Raw genomic sequence first — 17,690 nt, 5'->3', positions numbered from 1 at the left:
ATTTTATGTTAAATAATTCATAATTGACAATCGCCTTTTCATATTTGAACTGAGTTTTATTAAATTGCCGTTCATTTTTTGAATCCATGAAGAAGCTTAATCTTGTACTTGTTACCACCGTATTTTTATTCTTATTTTCCTGTAAAAATAAATCTGAAAATAATACTGCATCGGCAGGATATACCAGCAACCTTCCTAATTATGGAAATGTAGATTTAACGAAGGTTTTTGCTTCAGGAGATTTCAATCTTGTTGATAAAGACTATGCAGTAAATTATATTGACCAGTACTATAAAAAGGTATGGGAAAGAGGTAATTTAAGTGGAAGTTTCTTGGTTGCACAGGGAGATCAGATTTTATATGAAAATTACAGAGGTTTCGCTCGGGAAGGAGATCAGAATCCGATAAATCAAAATACGGCATTGCATGTTGCTTCAGTTTCAAAAACATTGACAGCAATGGCAATGATGAAGTTGATTGAAGCGGGGAAAATAAAGCTTACAGATCATTTGACGCAATTTTTCCCAGGATTTCCTTATCCGAATGTTACGGTTCAGACCTTATTAGACCAAAGAAGCGGACTGCCGAAATACGAATATTTCATTACTAAAATTCAACCTGCTCCTGCAGAACTTTCAAAAACGTACATTACAAATCAGGATGTTTTAAATATGATCATCAAATACAAACCTGAATTGGCGAGAAATACCGATACAGGATTTATGTATTGCAATACCAATTTTGCGCTTTTGGCCTTGTTGATTGAAAAAGTGACGAAAACTCCTTTTCCACAGGCGATGAAAGAAATGGTTTTTGCACCACTGAAAATGACGAATACTTATATTTTTCAGGAAAAAGATATTCCTACGGCATCGCAGTCATTTTATTTTGGTGGAAATAAGCTTTATCCTTTAGACCGATTAGACCTTATTTATGGTGATAAAAATGTTTATACTACACCAAGAGATCTTTTTAATTTTTCAAAAGCAATGTTTTCGAAAGATTTTTTAAAGCCGGAATTGATGCAAATGGTTTTTGCGCCTTACAGTAATGAAAAAGCAGGTCAAAATAATTACGGATTAGGTTTTAGAATGAAAATTTTTGATAACGGAGAAAAGCTAACTTATCACAACGGTTGGTGGCACGGTACAAATTCTGTTTTTGCCCATCTTTTAAAATCAAAAGTTACCATTATTGCGATTGGTAACAAATATTCGGGTAGAGTTTACTCAGCTTTGGCTTTGTCTGGTCTTTTTGAAGATTTTCCACCTCAAAAAGATAAGCTTCACAGCATTATGAATGATAATCAGGACACTTTGAAAACGGGAACAGAGGTTTTTGGAGAATAATGTTTATTTTTGCTCAAATAATTTCATGAAAAGATTTCTTCTTTTATTCATTATCGGAATTCTGGTACAGTCTTGTGCAAGAGTAGGCTCACCAATTGGAGGTCTTAAAGATACGTTGGCTCCTCAAGCGATAGGTTCAAATATAGATTCTTCGAGGGTTAATGTAAGAAGAGATATCAAAGAATTACGTATTGATTTTAATGAATATATTACCTTAAAGGACATTAGTAAAAATCTTAATATTTCGCCGCCAATAAAGAATATCAAAAGAATTCTTCCTTCGAATATTGCCAATAAATATATGGTGATTCAATGGACAGATACTTTACAGGCAAATACTACGTATAATTTCAATTTTGGAAACGCAATCGTTGATAACAGTGAAGGCAACGTATTGAGATATTATAATTTTGCTTTTTCTACAGGAGAAAAAATAGACGATTTATACATCAGTGGAGTGGTTACAGATGCTTTAGCTTTAAAAAAGAAAAGCAGTTCTGATAACAAAATGGTGGTAGGTCTTTATCAATTGAAAGACAGTATGGATTATAAGCAGAAGCCATATTACATCACAAAAGTGGACGATGACGGATATTATGAGCTCAATTATCTTGCTAAAGGAAAATATAAGATTATCGCTTTTGATGATGAGAACGAAAATTCTATTTTCAATCCTGGAAAAGAGAAAATAGCATTTCAGAAAGATACGGTCGTTGTTGAGAAATCTATTTCCGGTTTAAATTTAAAATTGTTTCCATCTAAAAAGCCATTTAAAAACCCTGAATTAAAGGAAATGCCGGGAGGAATTTTAATGACTTTTGAAGGGAATCCGGAAGAAGTAAAAGTACTTTCTATAAATGAAAAGCTGAAAGATATTAAAGTGACTCACAAACCAAAATCAGATTCTGTAAAGATATGGTTTGATGCTGTAAAAAGTGATGTTGGACAAACGGTGAACGAAAAATTAGAATTCAGCTACGATACCGGAACAAAGCAAGATACTGTGGCAACTTTTTATAAATATAATAAGAAGAATGTGATGGATGTTATTAGTGAAAATGGTGGTGCTCTATTGCCACCAAAAACTGATTTCAAAATCTCGTCTACTTATCTTATCGATAAAATTAATCCAGAGAAGTGGACTTTAAAGATTGATAGTACAACGGTACAACCGTTTACTGCAAAAATATCTCCGACCAATCCTTATCAGATTTTAATAACATCAGATTTTATTTCCGGGAAAAAATATCAGTTAACGATTCCGAAAACGACGATTTCATCTTATTATGAAAAAAATTCTGAGTCTAAACGTTTTGATTTTGAGGTTGATAAGATTGAAAATTATGGAAATCTGTCGATTACATTGGAAAATGCTCCCACTAAAAAGTATTGGCTCCAGCTTTTAGACTCTTCAGAAAAACCAATTTATCAAGTATATACAAGTGGAAATTCGGTTATGTTTGATGTATTAAAGCCTGCAGAATATATTATCCGTATTTTAGTAGATAATAACGAAAACGGCTATTGGGATCCTGCAGATTTTGAAACGTCTACTTTTGCAGAAGACTCTTATACTTATTATAAGACTGCAGTTATCCGACCGTTATGGACGTCAAAAGAAACTTGGGATTTGAAAGATACAAAAGTACTTGATATCAGTAAATTTGGTACCGCTCCAAGCGCTGCAAAAGCTCAGCCTAACGAAAATAAATCAACAACAAACCCATTGAACAAAAACTCTATTCAGAATAATAATTCTGGAACACGCACTGTGAATAGATAAGGGTTTACAATTAAGAAGATAATGCAGAAGTTTAAGAAAATAGCTTTTTGGTGCTTGGTAGGTTTTGCCATTATTCAGTTTATTCCAGTTGATAAAGTGAATAAGCCAGTAGATCAAAGCAAAAATTTTGTGAACGTTAAAAAGACTCCACCGAAAGTTGTTGGTTTACTTAAAAATGCTTGTTATGATTGTCATTCAGATGAGACTGTTTATCCTAAATATGCATATATTGCTCCGTTTTCCTGGTCAATTAAAAGCCATGTAAACGATGGGAGGAAGTATTTGAATTTCTCAGTTTGGGAAACATATAATAACGATTTGAAACACAAAATGCTTACCCGGGCGATAGAGATGGTTGATAATAAAATGATGCCAATGCCTGCATATATCATTTACCACGAAGAAGCCAACCTTTCTACCAATGAAAGGAGGCTTTTAAATGTTTATTTTCAAGAAGTCTTAGATTCTAAAAAGTACTAAAGAAATGATTAACTAAAATTTTTCAAATACTCTTCAAAGAATTTTTTCTGAGAATCAAAAGCAATGTGATCAAGATCAATTTCGGAGGTATGGATCCATTGCGTTTCTGAAATTTCTGAGAGTTCTATATTGACTTCAAATTTTTCATCAACACAATATTCATAAAACAAATCAATTGTATTGTAATCAATTTCTTTATATTGATATACATTCGGGAGACTCGTTAGATATTTTAAGTTTTTAACATCAATCTTGAGTTGAATCTCTTCAAAAAGTTCTCTTTTACAGGTGTTTTCTGCACTTTCTTTAGGGTCTACAAATCCTCCGGCCAGATCTAGTTTTCCTTTTTTAGGTTCCTGATTTCTGCGGGTTAAATAAATTTCGTCCCCACAGCGAATTACTACAGCAACAGCTCCCGCAACATTATTATACAAAGTGAAGCTGCATTCTGGGCAGCTCCATTTTTTTTCTCCGTCCCAATTGAGCGTTTTGTTTCCACAATTCGGACAAAATTTTAATATTTTCATTAAGCAATATTAGAGTTTCTCGGGTGATAGTTTAATATCACATCTCGAAGTTCTTCTGTTTTTAAATGGGTGTAAATTCCGGTTGTTGTAATGCTTGAGTGCCCCAACATTTCCTGAATGTAACGTAAATCGGCACCGTTTTGCAACAAATGGGTAGCAAAAGAATGTCTGAAAGTATGTGGAGATATTTTCTTGCTCACTCCTGCTTTATCGGTAAGTTCTTTAATAATGATAAATACAATTACCCGAGACATAGAAGTTCCTCTACTGTTAAGAAAAAGGGTGTCTTCGTGCTTTTTGTTGACCTTACTTTTAGAACGTACGTCACTGATATATTCTTTTAAAAGTTTAGCAGTATATTGAGCTAAAGGTACAAAACGTGTTTTGTTTCCTTTTCCAATTACTTTAATGTAGTTTTCCTTGAAATTGATATTAGAAATTTTAATATCAATCAATTCAGAAACTCTTAGTCCACAACCATAAAGAACCTCAATAATACAGTGATTTCTTTTACCTAAATCTGAACTTATTTCGATAGCTTGAATAATTTTTTCAATATCAGCCAGGCTTAAAGTATCGGGTAAGTATAAACCCAATTTTGGCCCTTCCAGTAATGTTGAAGGGTTGTCGTCACGAATTTCGTCTTCTAATAAATACCTGAAAAAAGCTTTAATTGAAGAAATCCATCTTGCCTGTGACCTTTCGCTGAATTTTTGTTTAGACAATGTGAAAATATATTCCTGTAGATTATCATAGGTAATCTTTTCAGGGCCAGTGTTTTCAAGGTCGCCTATTGCGTAGTCTTTAAGTTTTTTGATGTCGCGGATATACGCGTCAAGTGTGTTTTCAGAAAAATTTCTTTCAAAGCGAAGAAATATCTCGAAATCTTTAATTTTTTCATCCCAAGTCATTGTGTTGTGTTTTTTTTTAAATTTTTAACTCATTTTCTGAAACCTGTATTATTTCAATTTGATGTTCTTTTAAAAAGGCAATTCCCTCATCATCTGAGTAAGCATTGATGTAAACTAATCTTGAAATTCCTGCCTGTAAAATCAGTTTACTGCATTCTTTACAGGGAGATAAAGTAAGGTACAATGTTGCACCTCGAGCAGACTGTGTAGAGCCTGCCAATTTCAAAATAGCATTTGCTTCTGCGTGTAAGACGTACCAATGCGTTTTGCCTGTTTCGTCCTCACAGCAGTTCTCAGAGCCAGATGGGGTACCGTTGTATCCATCAGAAATAATCATCCTATCTTTTACGATAAGAGCTCCTACTTGTTTTCTTTCACAGTAGGAAAGTTTTGCCCACTCCTGAGCCATTTTTAGATAAGCTTTATCAAACTTATTATACTTCTGCATCGTTTATTTTTCGAAATAATTTGTGATAAGGAATATTAGAAGTTAGGCTTTCTTTTTTCAATAAAAGCGGAAACTCCTTCTTTCTTGTCGTCTAAATCAAAAAGCTCGCCAAAATACTTAATTTCGGCTTCAAAACCTTTATCAGTATCAGATAGATTGGTTGCTTTAATAGCGCGGGAGATTGCCATTGGAGAATTATTAGCAATTATTTTTGCCAATTCTTCTGTTTTAGAAAGAAGCTCACCAATAGGGAAAACTTCATTTACCAAACCAATTTCTTTTGCCTTTTGTGCAGGAATCATTTTTGCAGAGAAAATCATTTCATTAGCGATTCCTTTTCCTACTAATTTTGGAAGTCTTTGAGTTCCTCCATACCCAGGAATAAGTCCTAAAGTTACTTCGGGAAGACCAAGTCTAGCATTTTCAGATGCATATCTGATATGGCATGCCATTGCCAATTCTAAACCTCCGCCTAAAGCAAAGCCGTTTACTGCAGCAATTACTGGCTTAGACAGATTTTCAATCTTGTCAAAAAGAATATTTTGCCCGTTTCTTGCTAATTCTTCTGCTTTTTCCTGATTAAAGTTACTAAATTCTTTTATATCTGCACCGGCTACGAATGATTTTTCTCCGTTTCCAGTTAAAATAATTACTCTCACCTCATTATCAGATTGTAATTCGTCTAACACAGCACTGATTTCTTGTATCGTTTTTGCGTTTAATGCATTTAAACTTTCAGGTCTGTTGATTGTAATTACAGCAGTTTTCTCGTCTTTCTTTATCAGTATATTTTCGTAAGTCATTATTCCCTTAATCTTTAAGAACTTGCAAATTAAAAATTTTTTACAAATAAAAAGGGAAAAAAATGACTTTTTTCCCTTTTAAGTGTTTATTATTTAATAGTTTACTTTAAATGATTCATCATGTTGGCGTCTATATTGACACTTAAACCTGATGCTACTTTCATGCCAAGCTCAATATTTGCTCTGAAAAAATGGCATAATTGGCGATTGATTATCTCGTCTTTTTTAGGTCCATCAATTCCTCTCATACTACCTATAATGTTGTTTACCAGATGTTCTCTAGCTTCCTGGTTCATCGCTTTTGTATATAAAAGACCAGGCTGAGTATAATGATCATCATCATTTTCATTTCGGTTGAAATTAGCGACATGATTGCTATCTAATTCGTATTCGAAATTTTTGTAAGATGAATCTGGCTGAATGCCGTCAAAACTGTTTGGATGATAGTTTGGTTTATCTTGGTATCCGCTAGAATCAGCCATGAATCCGTCTCTTTGGTAATTGTTGATGGCAAAAGGACATCTGTTAACTTCCAGATGATGAGCGTTTACACCCACTCTATATCTGTGAGCATCCGGGTAAGAGAATAATCTTCCCTGAAGCATTTTGTCGGGTGAAAAACTAATTCCGTTTATTAAATTACTTGGGGAGAATGTAGATTGTTCAACGTGAGCAAAATAATTTACAGGGACTTCATCCAGCTCCATTTCACCCACTTCAATCAAAGGGAAGTCTCCCTGAAACCATACTTTAGTGATGTCGAAAGGATTCCATCTGAATTCATTAGCCTGCTCTTCGGTCATTACTTGAATGTACATCGTCCATTTCGGGAAATCGCCGTTGTCGATTGCATTGCAAAGGTCTTCCTGCGCAAAATCTGGATTTTCACCCGCTATTTTTGTAGCATCAGCATCATTGAAATTTTTGATACCCTGTTTTGTTTTGAAATGAAATTTCACCCAAACTCTTTCATTCTTATCATTAATCATCGAAAAAGTATGAGAACCAAATCCGTGCATGTGTCTAAAACCATAAGGAGTTCCTCTATCTGACATTAGAATAAGTACCTGGTGCAGCGATTCGGGGTTTAAGCTCCAGAAATCCCACATCATGGTAGCGCTTTTCAAATTGGTTTTTGGAACTCTTTTTTGGGTATGTATAAAATCGGGAAACTTTTTAGCATCTTTAATAAAGAAAACAGGAGTGTTGTTGCCTACCAAATCCCAATTTCCATCTTCAGTGTAGAATTTTAAAGCAAATCCTCTTGGGTCTCTTGCGGTATCTGCACTTCCTTTTTCGCCACCCACGGTAGAGAAGCGGGCAAACATTTTACACGAGTTTCCTACCTTAGAAAATAATTTAGCCTTTGTGTATTTTGAGATGTCATGAGTGACTGTAAATTTTCCGTAAGCTCCACTTCCTTTCGCGTGAACAATCCTTTCCGGAATTCTTTCTCTTACAAAATGAGCAAGATTTTCCTGTAAAATAAAATCCTGTAACAATACAGGGCCACGGGCTCCGACGGTTTGAGAGTCTTGATGTTCATAATAAGGTGCTCCACTGCCTGTCGTTAATTTTTTATTATCCATATAGTTATGATTTGAGATTGTTTTCCATTTTTCAGTATCAAATTTAGTTGAATTTTTAATGGCTTCTGCCAAAAACGTTATATCTTTGTAATAGATAATATTAATCAAATGAACATTCAGCAATTGGAATATCTTATCGCTGTAGATAAGTATAAGCATTTTGGTAAAGCCGCTCAAGCGTGTTTTATTACTCAGCCTACATTAAGTGCAATGATACAGAAGTTTGAAGATGAGCTGGATGTAAAGGTTTTTGACAGAACGACCCACCCCATCAGAACCACTGACGTAGGACTGCAAATAATAGACCAAGCTAAAGTAATCATAGAGGCTGTAAATGAGCTTAAAAACAAGGCTAATTTATTGAATAATATTTTGGGTGGAACGATTAACCTAGGAATTATTCCTACCGTTTCTTCATTTATTTTACCTACAGAGATTTTCCATTTTCTACAAGATAATCCTAAAGTTCAGATGAATGTAAAGGAGATGACGACCGATAACATTATCAAAGCCCTGAAAGCTGGAGAACTTGATGCCGGAATTATTTCTACTCCTTATGATAATGCCAACGAATTTTATCAGGACTTCTTATTTAATGAAGAATTGATGATTTATAGTTCGGATACTGAAGCAAACAAGAAAAATACATTTATCGTTCCCGAGGAATTAAATGTAGAAAAAGTTTGGCTTTTGGAAGAAGGTAACTGCCTGAGAAATCAGTTTGAAAATATCTGTCACTTAAAGGAAAATACATTAAAACCTAAAAATTTAGATTTCTTAGCGTCCAATATCCAGACTTTAGTACATATGGTTGACAAAGTGGGCGGAATCAGTATTTTGCCTGAATTAGCTTTAAATCAACTTTCGGAAGAACAAAAAGGCAAGGTTTATAGATTTAAAAAACCTTTTCCATACAGAGAAATTAAAATCATTTATTATAAACCGACTTTCAAGCAAAAAATCATTGATGAGTTGAGTTCATTTATAAAATCTTCTTTAGAAACGAAGCTTAATTTCAACAATGCACCAAAAGATTTTGTAAGCATTAAGCCTCAATAATCAAATTGAGAGACCATATGAAGCATGTTTCAATAAAAATATAATAATCGACAAAAGTTTTTGAGTATTAAAAAATAGTACTTAACTTTGCAGACGTTTATTAACGAGGAAAAATTTGACCTGATTGCAACCTCTCTAAAAAAATGCTAAAACAGTAATTCTATTTTAGCATTTCCGGGCAATTATTCATTTTTTCTTCACATTTTTAATTTAAAAATACAAAGAATAATATGTCTTATTTATTTACATCTGAATCTGTTTCAGAAGGACATCCGGATAAAATTGCCGATCAGATTTCCGACGCACTTATCGATAATTTTTTAGCATACGACAAAACTTCAAAGGTAGCTTGTGAAACTTTGGTTACTACAGGACAGGTAGTTTTGGCAGGAGAGGTAAAATCTGATGCTTACTTAGATGTGCAGACTATTGCTAGAGAAGTAATCAACGGAATTGGTTATACAAAAGGAGAATATATGTTCAATGGTGATTCTTGTGGGGTAATTTCTGCAATTCACGAACAGTCACCAGATATTAATCAAGGGGTAGACAGAGTTGTTGCTGATGAAACTTTCGAAACAAAAGCAAACGCACAAGGAGCGGGAGATCAGGGAATGATGTTTGGCTATGCAACCAACGAAACGGCAAACTATATGCCTTTAGCTTTAGATTTGGCACATACTATTCTTAAAGAACTTTCTGCTATCAGAAGAGAAGATTCTGAAATTAAATATCTTCGTCCGGATGCAAAATCGCAGGTTACTATTGAGTATTCTGACGATCACAAACCGGTAAGAATTGATTCTATCGTAGTTTCTACACAGCATGACGATTTCGCGGCTGAAGAAGAAATGTTAAACAAAATCAGAGAAGACATTAAAAACATTTTGATTCCTAGAGTTGTTGCTTTGCAGACTGAAGAGATTAAAGCTTTATTTAATGAGCAGATCAAATATCACATCAATCCTACAGGGAAATTCGTAATCGGAGGTCCTCACGGAGATACAGGCCTTACGGGAAGAAAAATCATCGTTGATACTTACGGTGGAAAAGGAGCTCACGGTGGTGGTGCTTTCTCTGGAAAAGACCCTTCAAAAGTAGATAGAAGTGCGGCTTATGCTACAAGACATATTGCTAAAAACCTAGTTGCTGCAGGTGTTGCTGACGAAGTTTTGGTACAGGTTTCTTACGCAATTGGTGTTGCTGAACCTTGTGGTTTATATATTAATACGTATGGAACTTCAAAAGTAGGTATAAATGATGGTGAAATCGCTAAAAAAGTATCTACCGTTTTCGATTTGAGACCTTATGCAATCGAACAAAATTTAAAATTAAGAAATCCTATCTACCAGGAAACAGCTTCTTACGGTCACATGGGACGAGAGCACTTCGTTGCAGATAAAACCTTTAACAAAGGTCATAAAAATGAGTTGACTCTTACAGATCTTGAGTTCTTCACATGGGAAAAATTAGATAAAGTAGAAGAAATTAAATCCGCTTTCGGAATTTAATTCTTCTTTTCGGTATAGAAACTGCTTTAACATTAAAATGCTAAAGCAGTTTTTTTTATTTTTACACTTAAATATTTTACAATGAATATGCGATTTGCAATCACTATACTTTTCCTTTTTTTTGTAAGCACTTTTGTAAAAGCGCAGTACACGGTGCATAAAATGATTAATGTGGGATATGTTTACCAAAACCAAAGCTTCGGTGAAGTAGGTGGTAAGTTGATGTTTCTTAAAAATGATGATGTGATTTATCGTTTAGGAGCTTCGGCTTTAATGGGCTCTGCGAATTCTGAGTTTGCAATCATGCCTAAAGTACAGGCAGATGTTTTACTGAATTTTGAAAGAAATGTAGATTTCTATCATTCATATTATTTTCTTGCCGGAGTTGAAGGAACGAATAAATATGTGGCTCCCAAAATAGGGGTTACTCTTTTCGGAATTTTAGATTTAACAGGTGGTTACGCTTTTCCTCTTGGAAATTCTGGTTTAAATGGTAAAGAATTAAAAGGATTGAATGTAAACTTCACACTAAATATCCCAACAGCCTTCTTACATGACATGTTAAAGTGATTTTTTTTAAATAATTCTTTAGAATATTTAATAATTGGTTAACAGTTATTAAAATTTTATTTATATTTACAGCATAATTGTAATGCTTATAGATAATACTCTACTCTAATACTGTTTTGGCAAACCAAAAATTAACTTGATCCTAGTCAGGAAATTGTTTGTCGGCGGAAAATAATGAGAAGAGTTATGAAATCAACAGATAGTCTATTAATTTCTCTGTACCAAAAAGGAGACGAAGAAGCATTGTCAACCCTAATACATCGCCATCAAAGAGAATTGTTTACGTTTATTTTATATAAAATAAATGATCAGGATTTGGCCAATGATATTTTCCAGGATACCTTTATTAAAATCATCGTAATGCTGAAAGAAGGTCGTTACAATGAAGAAGGGAAGTTTATTCTTTGGGCAAAGAGAATCGCGCAAAATCTTATTATCGATTATTTTCGTGCCAAAGCAAAAAATATAAAAGTTTCGGAAACTACTTTTGAGAATGATGAGTTTTCAATTTTCGATTTAATCAGAGAGCCTTCCGAAAATATTGAAGATCAATTGGTAAGTCTTCAGATTCAAGAAGATTTGCTGAAAATGTTGCAGTTTTTACCAGAAAACCAACAAGAGGTGATAAAACTCAGGTTTTTCGATGGATTGAGTTTTAAAGAAATCGCAGACCATACAGATATGAGTATTAATACGACTTTGGGGCGTGTTCGCTATGCATTGATCAACCTAAGAAAAATAATGGAAGAAAATAATATTGTCTTGACGAGATAATAATTCAATATTTTTCACGTTTTAAAGAAAAAGTAATTTTTGCCTATGAAAAATAACGATTCTTTAAAAATGAAAAGTTTGAAACCTAAAAAACAAACTATTGATTTCTTGCTTAGCTTCTCAAAAAATCTTGAAGTGGTGAAGATTAAAAATAATCATATTCATCTTTCAAAAAATTAATCATTAATTTTGTGCTGTATGAAAATTCAGCACATTTTTTTTGACTTAGACAATACGCTTTGGGATCACCGAAGAAACGCTTACCTAACCATCAAAGATCTTTTCGATAAAGAAGAAATCGCTTTAAAATATAACCTTGATTTTGAAGAATTTCATTCTGTGTATCATGAGATTAACGAAAGACTTTGGGAACAGATTAGAGACGGTGAAATTGATAAAGAATATCTTAGAAAACACCGTTTTTATGATACATTTAAGCGTTTTGGAATTGATAATCTCGAATTATCAATGTATTTTGAAGAACACTTTTTAGATAAAATCCTGAATTATAATCATTTGGTTGAAGGAGCGCAGTATATTTTAGATTATTTAAAAGCTAAAAATTATACGCTTCATATCATTTCAAACGGTTTTCAGGAAGTGACGGAGAGAAAATGTATTCTGTCTAAGATTGATCATTATTTTCAAACTATTACAAGTGCAGATTCTGTAGGGGTAAGAAAACCAAATCCTGCTATTTTTGAATATTCTTTAGGGCTTTCTAATGCTAAAAAAGAAGAAAGTATTCTGATTGGTGATGATTGGATTGCAGATGTCATCGGTGCTCAGCAATTCGGAATGGATGTAATTTTCTTTGATGTTTTAAATGAAAATAAAGACGTTGAAAATTTGAAAGTGATCAAACATCTTTTGCAGATCAAGGATTATTTATAATAATATATTGAAAATAGTTTCGGCGGTACCAAAGGTGCCGCCGAAATTTATTACTTATAAAAATTCAGGATTAAATTCCCAAACTTTCTCTTACTCTTTTAATAGTTTCCGTAGCAATAACTCTTGTTTTTGCTGCTCCTTCCTGAAGCTTCGCTTCAAGCTCCTCAAGATTGTTCATATAGTAAGAAAACAATTCTCTTTCTTTTTCAAATCTGGTTAAAATTAATTGGAAAAGTTCCATTTTAGCGTGACCGTAACCGAAATTTCCGGCTAGATATTTAGCTCTCAATTCTTCTGTCTGTTCCGGCGTTGCAATTAATTCATAAATCGCAAAAGTCTTGTCTGTTGAAGGATCTTTTGGCTCTTCTAAAGATTTAGAATCACTTTCAATACCCATTAGTTGTTTTTTCAATTGTTTCTCAGGTAAGAAAATATTGATGATGTTTCCTCTAGATTTAGACATTTTGTGTCCGTCTAATCCGGGAACATATTTGGTATCTTCCTGCAATTCAGCTTGAGGTAAAACCAGAACTTCACCCATCTGATTATTAAATCTTGACGCTACATCACGGGCAATTTCCAAATGTTGAAGCTGATCTTTTCCTACAGGAACAATTTCTGCGTCGTATAATAAAATATCTGCAGCCATCAAAATAGGATAGGTAAACAACCCTGCATTTACATCTTGTAAACGGTCTGCTTTATCTTTAAAAGAATGCGCCAACGTCAATCTCTGATAAGGAAAAAAACATGATAAATGCCAAGAAAGTTCACAGGTTTCAGGGATGTCGCTCTGTCTGTAAAAAAATGTTTTTTCAGTATCAAGCCCACAAGCAAGCCAAGCCGCAGCAATTTCGTAGGTGTTGTTTTTTAGTTCTTTTGCATCTTTAATCTGCGTTAACGAATGAAGATTCGCAATGAATAAAAATGATTCGTTTCCTGCTTGCTTAGAAAGCTCTACTGCAGGAATAATTGCACCCAAAAGGTTTCCAAGGTGCGGTGTTCCGGTGGCTTGAATGCCGGTAAGAATTCTTGACATTTTTTTAAAATTATTTCTACAAAAATAAGGAAAATTTAGAATCTATCTTGTTCAAAAACTGTTGTAAAGTTGTATAAAATTATTTCTTCAATTTAATTTTATAATAAAATGTGAGAACCTTTATATGCCAAAGAGTTAGAGTTTGTTCCGCTGAGATGAAGTCGTTTTCTGCACCAACAACCAATCGATCACGAAAAGAATTGATAAATTGCGACCAATATTCTCCCTTCGAATCTTTCAGTAGAAAATAAAATCCGGCGTCACCAAATTCTTTCCCTGAAGAATCTAAAATTAATTCGCCATTCTTTCCAACACTTGGAATCATCAACACAGTTGCATTTCCATTAGGCAGAGGGAAAACAGCTTTTACACAGGTTTTTCCGGAAGGCAAATTACTGATTCCGTAAACCCCGGAATAAATAACTTGTCCACTAGATTCAATGAAGCGAAACCAAAATGTGTATTTTATTTCATTGGACGCTGGATCAACAAGGTTGATAATTTCGCTTTTTAATGATTCCGGATCAGAAATATTTTTTGTGGGAATATTCAATTGATTGATCCTTTTGCTGAATAATTTATTAATTAAAATGCCAAAGAATTTAAATAATGGATTCCAGTGTACTGAAAAATCTAAGTTGTGATTTGCTGTATTTTCATAAAACCTAATTACCTTTTTTGATAAATTTGAGTATTCAGTTTCGGATAAATTCAGCTTTTGCATAGAAGGAATAATACCTTTTGCTTTTGAGTCTTTTTCTACAATTAAGTTTTCTTTTTTCGCAAATTGATAGATGAAATCTTTGCCTATCGCATCCAAATTTCCAAACGGTCCCATCAGCCAAGGAAAATCTTCAGGTTTGATTTTTTTTCCACGCAGAATCACCCACTGTTGAGTCACCCAATCCTGAAATTTCTGCATAGGATAAGCAAACCGCATTTTAATTGTTTTTTAGATTGGGAATAATATTGCGTCGTCCGTTCCACTCACCAAATTCAGAAATAGCTTTGAAGCGCAAGGTTGTAAATTCGAAGTGAAAATCTTTTCGATCTCTTTCTTTCATTGCATCGGCATGTCTTTTGGGTTTTGGAACTTTGCTATGTCCGTGAACCATGTCGGTTATTTCTTTTTGTGTTTTCCAAATAGAAAATGTAGAAACCGTATTTGGGAATTTTATAGAAGCTAATGATAAAGTAGTTGCCGGATGGTCGCGCACCAATTTCTCAACCGGTCTTCCCCAATGGATAAATCTTGGAATTTCTGTAAATTTCATTCGGGCAATAGTAACAGCAACGACTGGAGAATCTGGATTTTCAAATTCGGTGGTTTCATGGGGAATTTCAAACTTGTTGAATTTTCCCCATTTTCTCATGAAAGTTAATCGCGTATGCCAACCCTTAGATAAGGTTTTTCCAGTACTATTTTCAGCTAAAAAATGGTTGACATCACTTTCGTTTTCCCATTGAGCAAATACAGCGATTTGTCTGATCAGCATTCGGGATGGGGAAAAAATCGCTGAGCCAAGAGTCATTACTGTCATCGTTTCCGCATGTATCAAACCCGGAATATTTTTTGGTTTCGGTGGAAACAAAAGAATTTTAAACGCTGAAAAGAAATTTGTTTTTACTAAATGATAAGTGAAGACGCTCATTTTTTTAGTTTTTTCTATTTAATTAAAATCTTCTTCCCTCCAAACTTCGGTTCTACCCCAAACATAAAATCCCAAAAAACTTTTGCTCTTGCCAGTTTTTCTCTCGCATTGGTTTTTAAACCGGCATATTTATTAACATCTGCTGCATTGTAACCCCAAGCTTCAATATTGTTTTTTCTTGCTAAATAAACCGCTCTTTCGTTGTGAAACCTTTGTGAAATAATGATGTATGAATTTTGTCCGAAAATCTCTTTTGCACGAAGAACAGAATCTAAAGTTCTGAAACCTGCAAAATCTTCGAAAATTTTATCAGCAGGAACTCCGGCTTTGATGAGTTCGTTTTTCATTTCTTCCGGCTCATTATAATCTTTCTTAGAATTATCGCCACTCACGATGATATTCTGAATTTTCCCTGATTTAAATAATTCTGCAGCCGCTTCAATTCGATTAAAAAAATAAGCATTCGGTGCTCCATTGGATAAAGTTTTACTTGTTCCTAAAAGAAGTCCGGTTTTTTCATTCGGTAAAGTCGAAATATTCGAAGTCACATAATCTTCCGTCTGATTTTTAATCGTAAAGTTTGACCAGATGATAAAAATAATTCCTGCCACAAAAAGCAGCAGGAATATTTTGATTGTATTTTTTATAAATTTTCTCATACATTTAGACCCTTGAAGGTTTCATAAAAGTATGAAATATTTTAGAACTCAAGTCCGTTTGGAAAAGCTTTTTTTCTGAAAATTAAAAGCAATGCAGCTCCAATAGTAATAGCAGAATCGGCAACATTAAAGATGTATTTAAAAAACTCAAGATGTTTTCCTCCGATTAAAGGCCAGCTTTCAGGAACGTACCAATCTACCAAAGGGAAATGAAGCATATCAACAACGCAGCCTTTCATAAATGTAGAATATCCTTCACCGAAAGGAACCAGTTTAGAAACTCCACCGTAGCCAATCCATTGATTTACGTTTTCGTCATAGATCATTCCACTGTCGAAAATTAATCCATAAAACATTCCGTCAATTAAGTTTCCAATTGCTCCAGCAAAAATAATAGCCATTGGAATAATTAGATAATTAGATTCGCCTCTTTTAAGCCACTTGTTGAAAAGATAGATCATTCCGCCAATCAGAAAAATACGAACAATCACTAAAAAATATTTGCCAAGCATTCCACCAAAATGAAAACCGTAAGCCATGCCCGGATTTTCTACAAATGTCAATTTAAAACCTGGAAAAACAGGAATACTGTCGTTCAGGTTGAAATTTGTTTTGATGTAAATTTTTGAAGCCTGATCTATTAATAAAATAAGAAAAGTGATGAGTGCAATCTTCTTCATTACCTATTCGTCTTTGGTTTGTCTTTAAAATCCTTACCAGTATTTTCTTTCTTCACAGGAGCTTTTTTCTCAAAAGTTTGAGTTTTTGCGCCTCTTGTATGAAATTTTTCATATCGAATTCCCATGTCTTTCATCACGCTTTTTAGCGCATTCAGCTCCATTTGATTTTTTGGGTGTACAATTAATGCTTCCATTTTAATTTATTATTTGTGGTCTTGCTAAAACGTAAGTTCTAACAGTCCTTATTTAATGTTTAGAAAGTTCGTCTAGTCTTTTTCTGTCTTTTGCAGAAAGGTCATTGATTCCGTTCTTGCCCATTTTACTGAGAAGTCTGTCGATTTCTTTTTCTCTTTCTCGTTTGTCTGAGTTGAATTGTTGGTCTATTGTCAGATTTTTAGGTTTATCTGGATAGAATCTGTTTTTGATTCGATCTTTATTAAAAAACCATAAAACGATAACAAGGATAATTCCTAAAATCAAAAATTCACTCATAGATATAATTAAAAATTAGGTTTATACAATGCTGTAAAACATTATATAAACCCAATTAATTATTTACAAAAATAAGATAAAAATAATTATCTCTTCATATTTTTAGCTTCAATGCTCAAAGTAGCATGTGGAACTGCCAAAAGTCTTTCTTTCGGAATTAGTTTCCCTGTTACTCGGCAAACGCCATATGTTTTGTTTTCGATTCTTATCAAAGCATTTTTCAAATCTCTTACAAATTTTTCCTGTCTTCCTGCCAAAATAGAGTTTTGCTCTTTGCTTAGCGTTTCTGCACCTTCTTCAAAAGCTTTGAAAGTAGGCGATGTATCATCAGTTCCGTTATTTTGATCGTTGATAAAGCTTTCTCTGATTAACTGTAAATCTTTCTCTGCTTTCTCAATTTTTTCTTTGATTATCTTTTTAAACTCTTGTAAATCAGAGTCGTTGTATTTTACTCTTTCGTCTTGCATTGT

At 33.7% G+C, this 17,690-nt stretch carries 21 protein-coding genes; 8 read left to right on the top strand and 13 right to left on the bottom strand.

The genetic code is table 11. The annotated features are described in order from the left end of the window. The first annotated feature begins 86 nt into the window (after nucleotides 1–86). Genes AB671_RS07770 through AB671_RS07760 form a run of 3 tightly spaced genes read left to right on the top strand, consistent with a single transcriptional unit; the run spans nucleotide 87 to nucleotide 3,612 of the window. Nucleotides 87–1,349 carry a serine hydrolase domain-containing protein gene (locus AB671_RS07770; protein ID WP_066678165.1) on the top strand — a complete coding sequence of 421 codons (1,263 nt, stop codon included), beginning with the start codon at nucleotides 87–89 and terminating at the stop codon, nucleotides 1,347–1,349. A gap of 25 nt (nucleotides 1,350–1,374) precedes the next feature. After that, nucleotides 1,375–3,132: an Ig-like domain-containing protein gene (locus AB671_RS07765; RefSeq protein ID WP_066678167.1), complete on the top strand. Its 1,758-nt coding sequence runs from the start codon at nucleotides 1,375–1,377 to the stop codon at nucleotides 3,130–3,132. Between the two features lie 21 nt (nucleotides 3,133–3,153). Next, nucleotides 3,154–3,612 (top strand): heme-binding domain-containing protein, encoded by a 459-nt coding sequence (locus tag AB671_RS07760; protein WP_066678169.1) that lies wholly within the window; start codon nucleotides 3,154–3,156, stop codon nucleotides 3,610–3,612. An 8-nt stretch (nucleotides 3,613–3,620) separates the two neighbouring features. On the opposite strand, the gene AB671_RS07755 is transcribed toward AB671_RS07760, so the two are convergent. The 5 genes from AB671_RS07755 to AB671_RS07735 all read right to left on the bottom strand — a co-directional run bounded on the left by AB671_RS07755 (nucleotide 3,621) and on the right by AB671_RS07735 (nucleotide 7,890). After that, nucleotides 3,621–4,139, bottom strand: coding sequence for an NUDIX hydrolase (locus AB671_RS07755; RefSeq protein WP_066678171.1), 519 nt, complete (start codon nucleotides 4,137–4,139; stop codon nucleotides 3,621–3,623). Beyond that, a complete protein-coding gene (gene xerD, locus AB671_RS07750; protein WP_066678172.1) occupies nucleotides 4,139–5,050 on the bottom strand; it encodes a site-specific tyrosine recombinase XerD in 912 nt (303 codons plus the stop codon). Before xerD ends, AB671_RS07755 begins: the two co-directional genes overlap by 1 nt. Before the next feature lie 16 nt (nucleotides 5,051–5,066). Next, the gene (locus tag AB671_RS07745) at nucleotides 5,067–5,498 is read right to left on the bottom strand and encodes a deoxycytidylate deaminase (RefSeq protein ID WP_066678173.1); all 432 of its coding nucleotides are present in this window, start codon (nucleotides 5,496–5,498) and stop codon (nucleotides 5,067–5,069) included. Nucleotides 5,499–5,533: 35 nt separating this feature from the next. Further along, nucleotides 5,534–6,301 carry an enoyl-CoA hydratase-related protein gene (locus tag AB671_RS07740; RefSeq protein ID WP_066678175.1) on the bottom strand — a complete coding sequence of 256 codons (768 nt, stop codon included), beginning with the start codon at nucleotides 6,299–6,301 and terminating at the stop codon, nucleotides 5,534–5,536. Nucleotides 6,302–6,402: 101 nt separating this feature from the next. Beyond that, nucleotides 6,403–7,890 (bottom strand): catalase, encoded by a 1,488-nt coding sequence (locus AB671_RS07735; protein ID WP_066678271.1) that lies wholly within the window; start codon nucleotides 7,888–7,890, stop codon nucleotides 6,403–6,405. Between the two features lie 108 nt (nucleotides 7,891–7,998). On the opposite strand from AB671_RS07735, the gene AB671_RS07730 reads away from it, so the two are divergent. The 5 genes from AB671_RS07730 (at nucleotide 7,999) to AB671_RS07710 (ending at nucleotide 12,698) form a co-directional block, all read left to right on the top strand. Next, complete coding sequence (locus AB671_RS07730) at nucleotides 7,999–8,949, top strand: LysR substrate-binding domain-containing protein (RefSeq protein WP_066678177.1); 951 nt, start codon at nucleotides 7,999–8,001, stop codon at nucleotides 8,947–8,949. Between the two features lie 230 nt (nucleotides 8,950–9,179). After that, nucleotides 9,180–10,460, top strand: a complete 1,281-nt coding sequence (gene metK, locus AB671_RS07725; protein WP_066678181.1) for a methionine adenosyltransferase — start codon at nucleotides 9,180–9,182, stop codon at nucleotides 10,458–10,460. Between the two features lie 81 nt (nucleotides 10,461–10,541). Continuing rightward, complete coding sequence (locus tag AB671_RS07720) at nucleotides 10,542–11,030, top strand: hypothetical protein (protein WP_066678186.1); 489 nt, start codon at nucleotides 10,542–10,544, stop codon at nucleotides 11,028–11,030. 186 nt (nucleotides 11,031–11,216) lie between these two features. Beyond that, nucleotides 11,217–11,804: an RNA polymerase sigma factor gene (locus AB671_RS07715; protein WP_066678273.1), complete on the top strand. Its 588-nt coding sequence runs from the start codon at nucleotides 11,217–11,219 to the stop codon at nucleotides 11,802–11,804. A gap of 198 nt (nucleotides 11,805–12,002) precedes the next feature. Beyond that, complete coding sequence (locus AB671_RS07710) at nucleotides 12,003–12,698, top strand: YjjG family noncanonical pyrimidine nucleotidase (protein WP_066678187.1); 696 nt, start codon at nucleotides 12,003–12,005, stop codon at nucleotides 12,696–12,698. Nucleotides 12,699–12,768: 70 nt separating this feature from the next. On the opposite strand, the gene trpS is transcribed toward AB671_RS07710, so the two are convergent. The 8 genes from trpS to AB671_RS07670 form a co-directional block, all read right to left on the bottom strand. After that, nucleotides 12,769–13,737: a tryptophan--tRNA ligase gene (gene trpS, locus AB671_RS07705; RefSeq protein ID WP_066678188.1), complete on the bottom strand. Its 969-nt coding sequence runs from the start codon at nucleotides 13,735–13,737 to the stop codon at nucleotides 12,769–12,771. Between the two features lie 79 nt (nucleotides 13,738–13,816). Beyond that, on the bottom strand, nucleotides 13,817–14,677 hold the full coding sequence (locus tag AB671_RS07700; protein WP_066678189.1) for a hypothetical protein: 861 nt from the start codon (nucleotides 14,675–14,677) through the stop codon (nucleotides 13,817–13,819). A 1-nt stretch (nucleotide 14,678) separates the two neighbouring features. After that, on the bottom strand, nucleotides 14,679–15,389 hold the full coding sequence (locus AB671_RS07695; protein ID WP_066678190.1) for a hypothetical protein: 711 nt from the start codon (nucleotides 15,387–15,389) through the stop codon (nucleotides 14,679–14,681). Between the two features lie 14 nt (nucleotides 15,390–15,403). Then, nucleotides 15,404–16,048 (bottom strand): vancomycin high temperature exclusion protein, encoded by a 645-nt coding sequence (locus tag AB671_RS07690; protein WP_066678192.1) that lies wholly within the window; start codon nucleotides 16,046–16,048, stop codon nucleotides 15,404–15,406. 41 nt (nucleotides 16,049–16,089) lie between these two features. Next, nucleotides 16,090–16,728, bottom strand: a complete 639-nt coding sequence (locus AB671_RS07685) for a lipoprotein signal peptidase (RefSeq protein ID WP_066678194.1) — start codon at nucleotides 16,726–16,728, stop codon at nucleotides 16,090–16,092. Then, a complete protein-coding gene (locus AB671_RS07680; protein ID WP_066678196.1) occupies nucleotides 16,728–16,922 on the bottom strand; it encodes a DUF2683 family protein in 195 nt (64 codons plus the stop codon). The genes AB671_RS07685 and AB671_RS07680 overlap by 1 nt, the downstream gene beginning before the upstream one ends. Nucleotides 16,923–16,974: 52 nt before the next feature. Beyond that, entirely contained in the window at nucleotides 16,975–17,220 is a 246-nt protein-coding gene (locus AB671_RS07675) for a DUF6576 domain-containing protein (protein ID WP_066678198.1), read from the bottom strand. An 86-nt stretch (nucleotides 17,221–17,306) separates the two neighbouring features. Continuing rightward, nucleotides 17,307–17,687 carry a TraR/DksA family transcriptional regulator gene (locus AB671_RS07670; RefSeq protein WP_066678201.1) on the bottom strand — a complete coding sequence of 127 codons (381 nt, stop codon included), beginning with the start codon at nucleotides 17,685–17,687 and terminating at the stop codon, nucleotides 17,307–17,309. Nucleotides 17,688–17,690: the final 3 nt, after the last annotated feature.

Source organism: Chryseobacterium sp. BGARF1 (genome assembly GCF_001677955.1).
Taxonomy (GTDB): domain Bacteria; phylum Bacteroidota; class Bacteroidia; order Flavobacteriales; family Weeksellaceae; genus Chryseobacterium.
This window is presented reverse-complemented; position numbering and strand designations above follow the sequence as displayed.

What these genes read in the sequence shown, in the direction of transcription:
- AB671_RS07770 (WP_066678165.1), top strand. Translation starts at nt 87, where the DNA reads ATGAAGAAGCTTAATCTTGTACTTGTTACCACCGTATTTTTATTCTTA.
- AB671_RS07765 (WP_066678167.1), top strand. Translation starts at nt 1,375, where the DNA reads ATGAAAAGATTTCTTCTTTTATTCATTATCGGAATTCTGGTACAGTCT.
- AB671_RS07760 (WP_066678169.1), top strand. Translation starts at nt 3,154, where the DNA reads ATGCAGAAGTTTAAGAAAATAGCTTTTTGGTGCTTGGTAGGTTTTGCC.
- AB671_RS07755 (WP_066678171.1), bottom strand. Translation starts at nt 4,139, where the DNA reads ATGAAAATATTAAAATTTTGTCCGAATTGTGGAAACAAAACGCTCAAT.
- xerD (WP_066678172.1), bottom strand. Translation starts at nt 5,050, where the DNA reads ATGACTTGGGATGAAAAAATTAAAGATTTCGAGATATTTCTTCGCTTT.
- AB671_RS07745 (WP_066678173.1), bottom strand. Translation starts at nt 5,498, where the DNA reads ATGCAGAAGTATAATAAGTTTGATAAAGCTTATCTAAAAATGGCTCAG.
- AB671_RS07740 (WP_066678175.1), bottom strand. Translation starts at nt 6,301, where the DNA reads ATGACTTACGAAAATATACTGATAAAGAAAGACGAGAAAACTGCTGTA.
- AB671_RS07735 (WP_066678271.1), bottom strand. Translation starts at nt 7,890, where the DNA reads ATGGATAATAAAAAATTAACGACAGGCAGTGGAGCACCTTATTATGAA.
- AB671_RS07730 (WP_066678177.1), top strand. Translation starts at nt 7,999, where the DNA reads ATGAACATTCAGCAATTGGAATATCTTATCGCTGTAGATAAGTATAAG.
- metK (WP_066678181.1), top strand. Translation starts at nt 9,180, where the DNA reads ATGTCTTATTTATTTACATCTGAATCTGTTTCAGAAGGACATCCGGAT.
- AB671_RS07720 (WP_066678186.1), top strand. Translation starts at nt 10,542, where the DNA reads ATGAATATGCGATTTGCAATCACTATACTTTTCCTTTTTTTTGTAAGC.
- AB671_RS07715 (WP_066678273.1), top strand. Translation starts at nt 11,217, where the DNA reads ATGAAATCAACAGATAGTCTATTAATTTCTCTGTACCAAAAAGGAGAC.
- AB671_RS07710 (WP_066678187.1), top strand. Translation starts at nt 12,003, where the DNA reads ATGAAAATTCAGCACATTTTTTTTGACTTAGACAATACGCTTTGGGAT.
- trpS (WP_066678188.1), bottom strand. Translation starts at nt 13,737, where the DNA reads ATGTCAAGAATTCTTACCGGCATTCAAGCCACCGGAACACCGCACCTT.
- AB671_RS07700 (WP_066678189.1), bottom strand. Translation starts at nt 14,677, where the DNA reads ATGCGGTTTGCTTATCCTATGCAGAAATTTCAGGATTGGGTGACTCAA.
- AB671_RS07695 (WP_066678190.1), bottom strand. Translation starts at nt 15,389, where the DNA reads ATGAGCGTCTTCACTTATCATTTAGTAAAAACAAATTTCTTTTCAGCG.
- AB671_RS07690 (WP_066678192.1), bottom strand. Translation starts at nt 16,048, where the DNA reads ATGAGAAAATTTATAAAAAATACAATCAAAATATTCCTGCTGCTTTTT.
- AB671_RS07685 (WP_066678194.1), bottom strand. Translation starts at nt 16,728, where the DNA reads ATGAAGAAGATTGCACTCATCACTTTTCTTATTTTATTAATAGATCAG.
- AB671_RS07680 (WP_066678196.1), bottom strand. Translation starts at nt 16,922, where the DNA reads ATGGAAGCATTAATTGTACACCCAAAAAATCAAATGGAGCTGAATGCG.
- AB671_RS07675 (WP_066678198.1), bottom strand. Translation starts at nt 17,220, where the DNA reads ATGAGTGAATTTTTGATTTTAGGAATTATCCTTGTTATCGTTTTATGG.
- AB671_RS07670 (WP_066678201.1), bottom strand. Translation starts at nt 17,687, where the DNA reads ATGCAAGACGAAAGAGTAAAATACAACGACTCTGATTTACAAGAGTTT.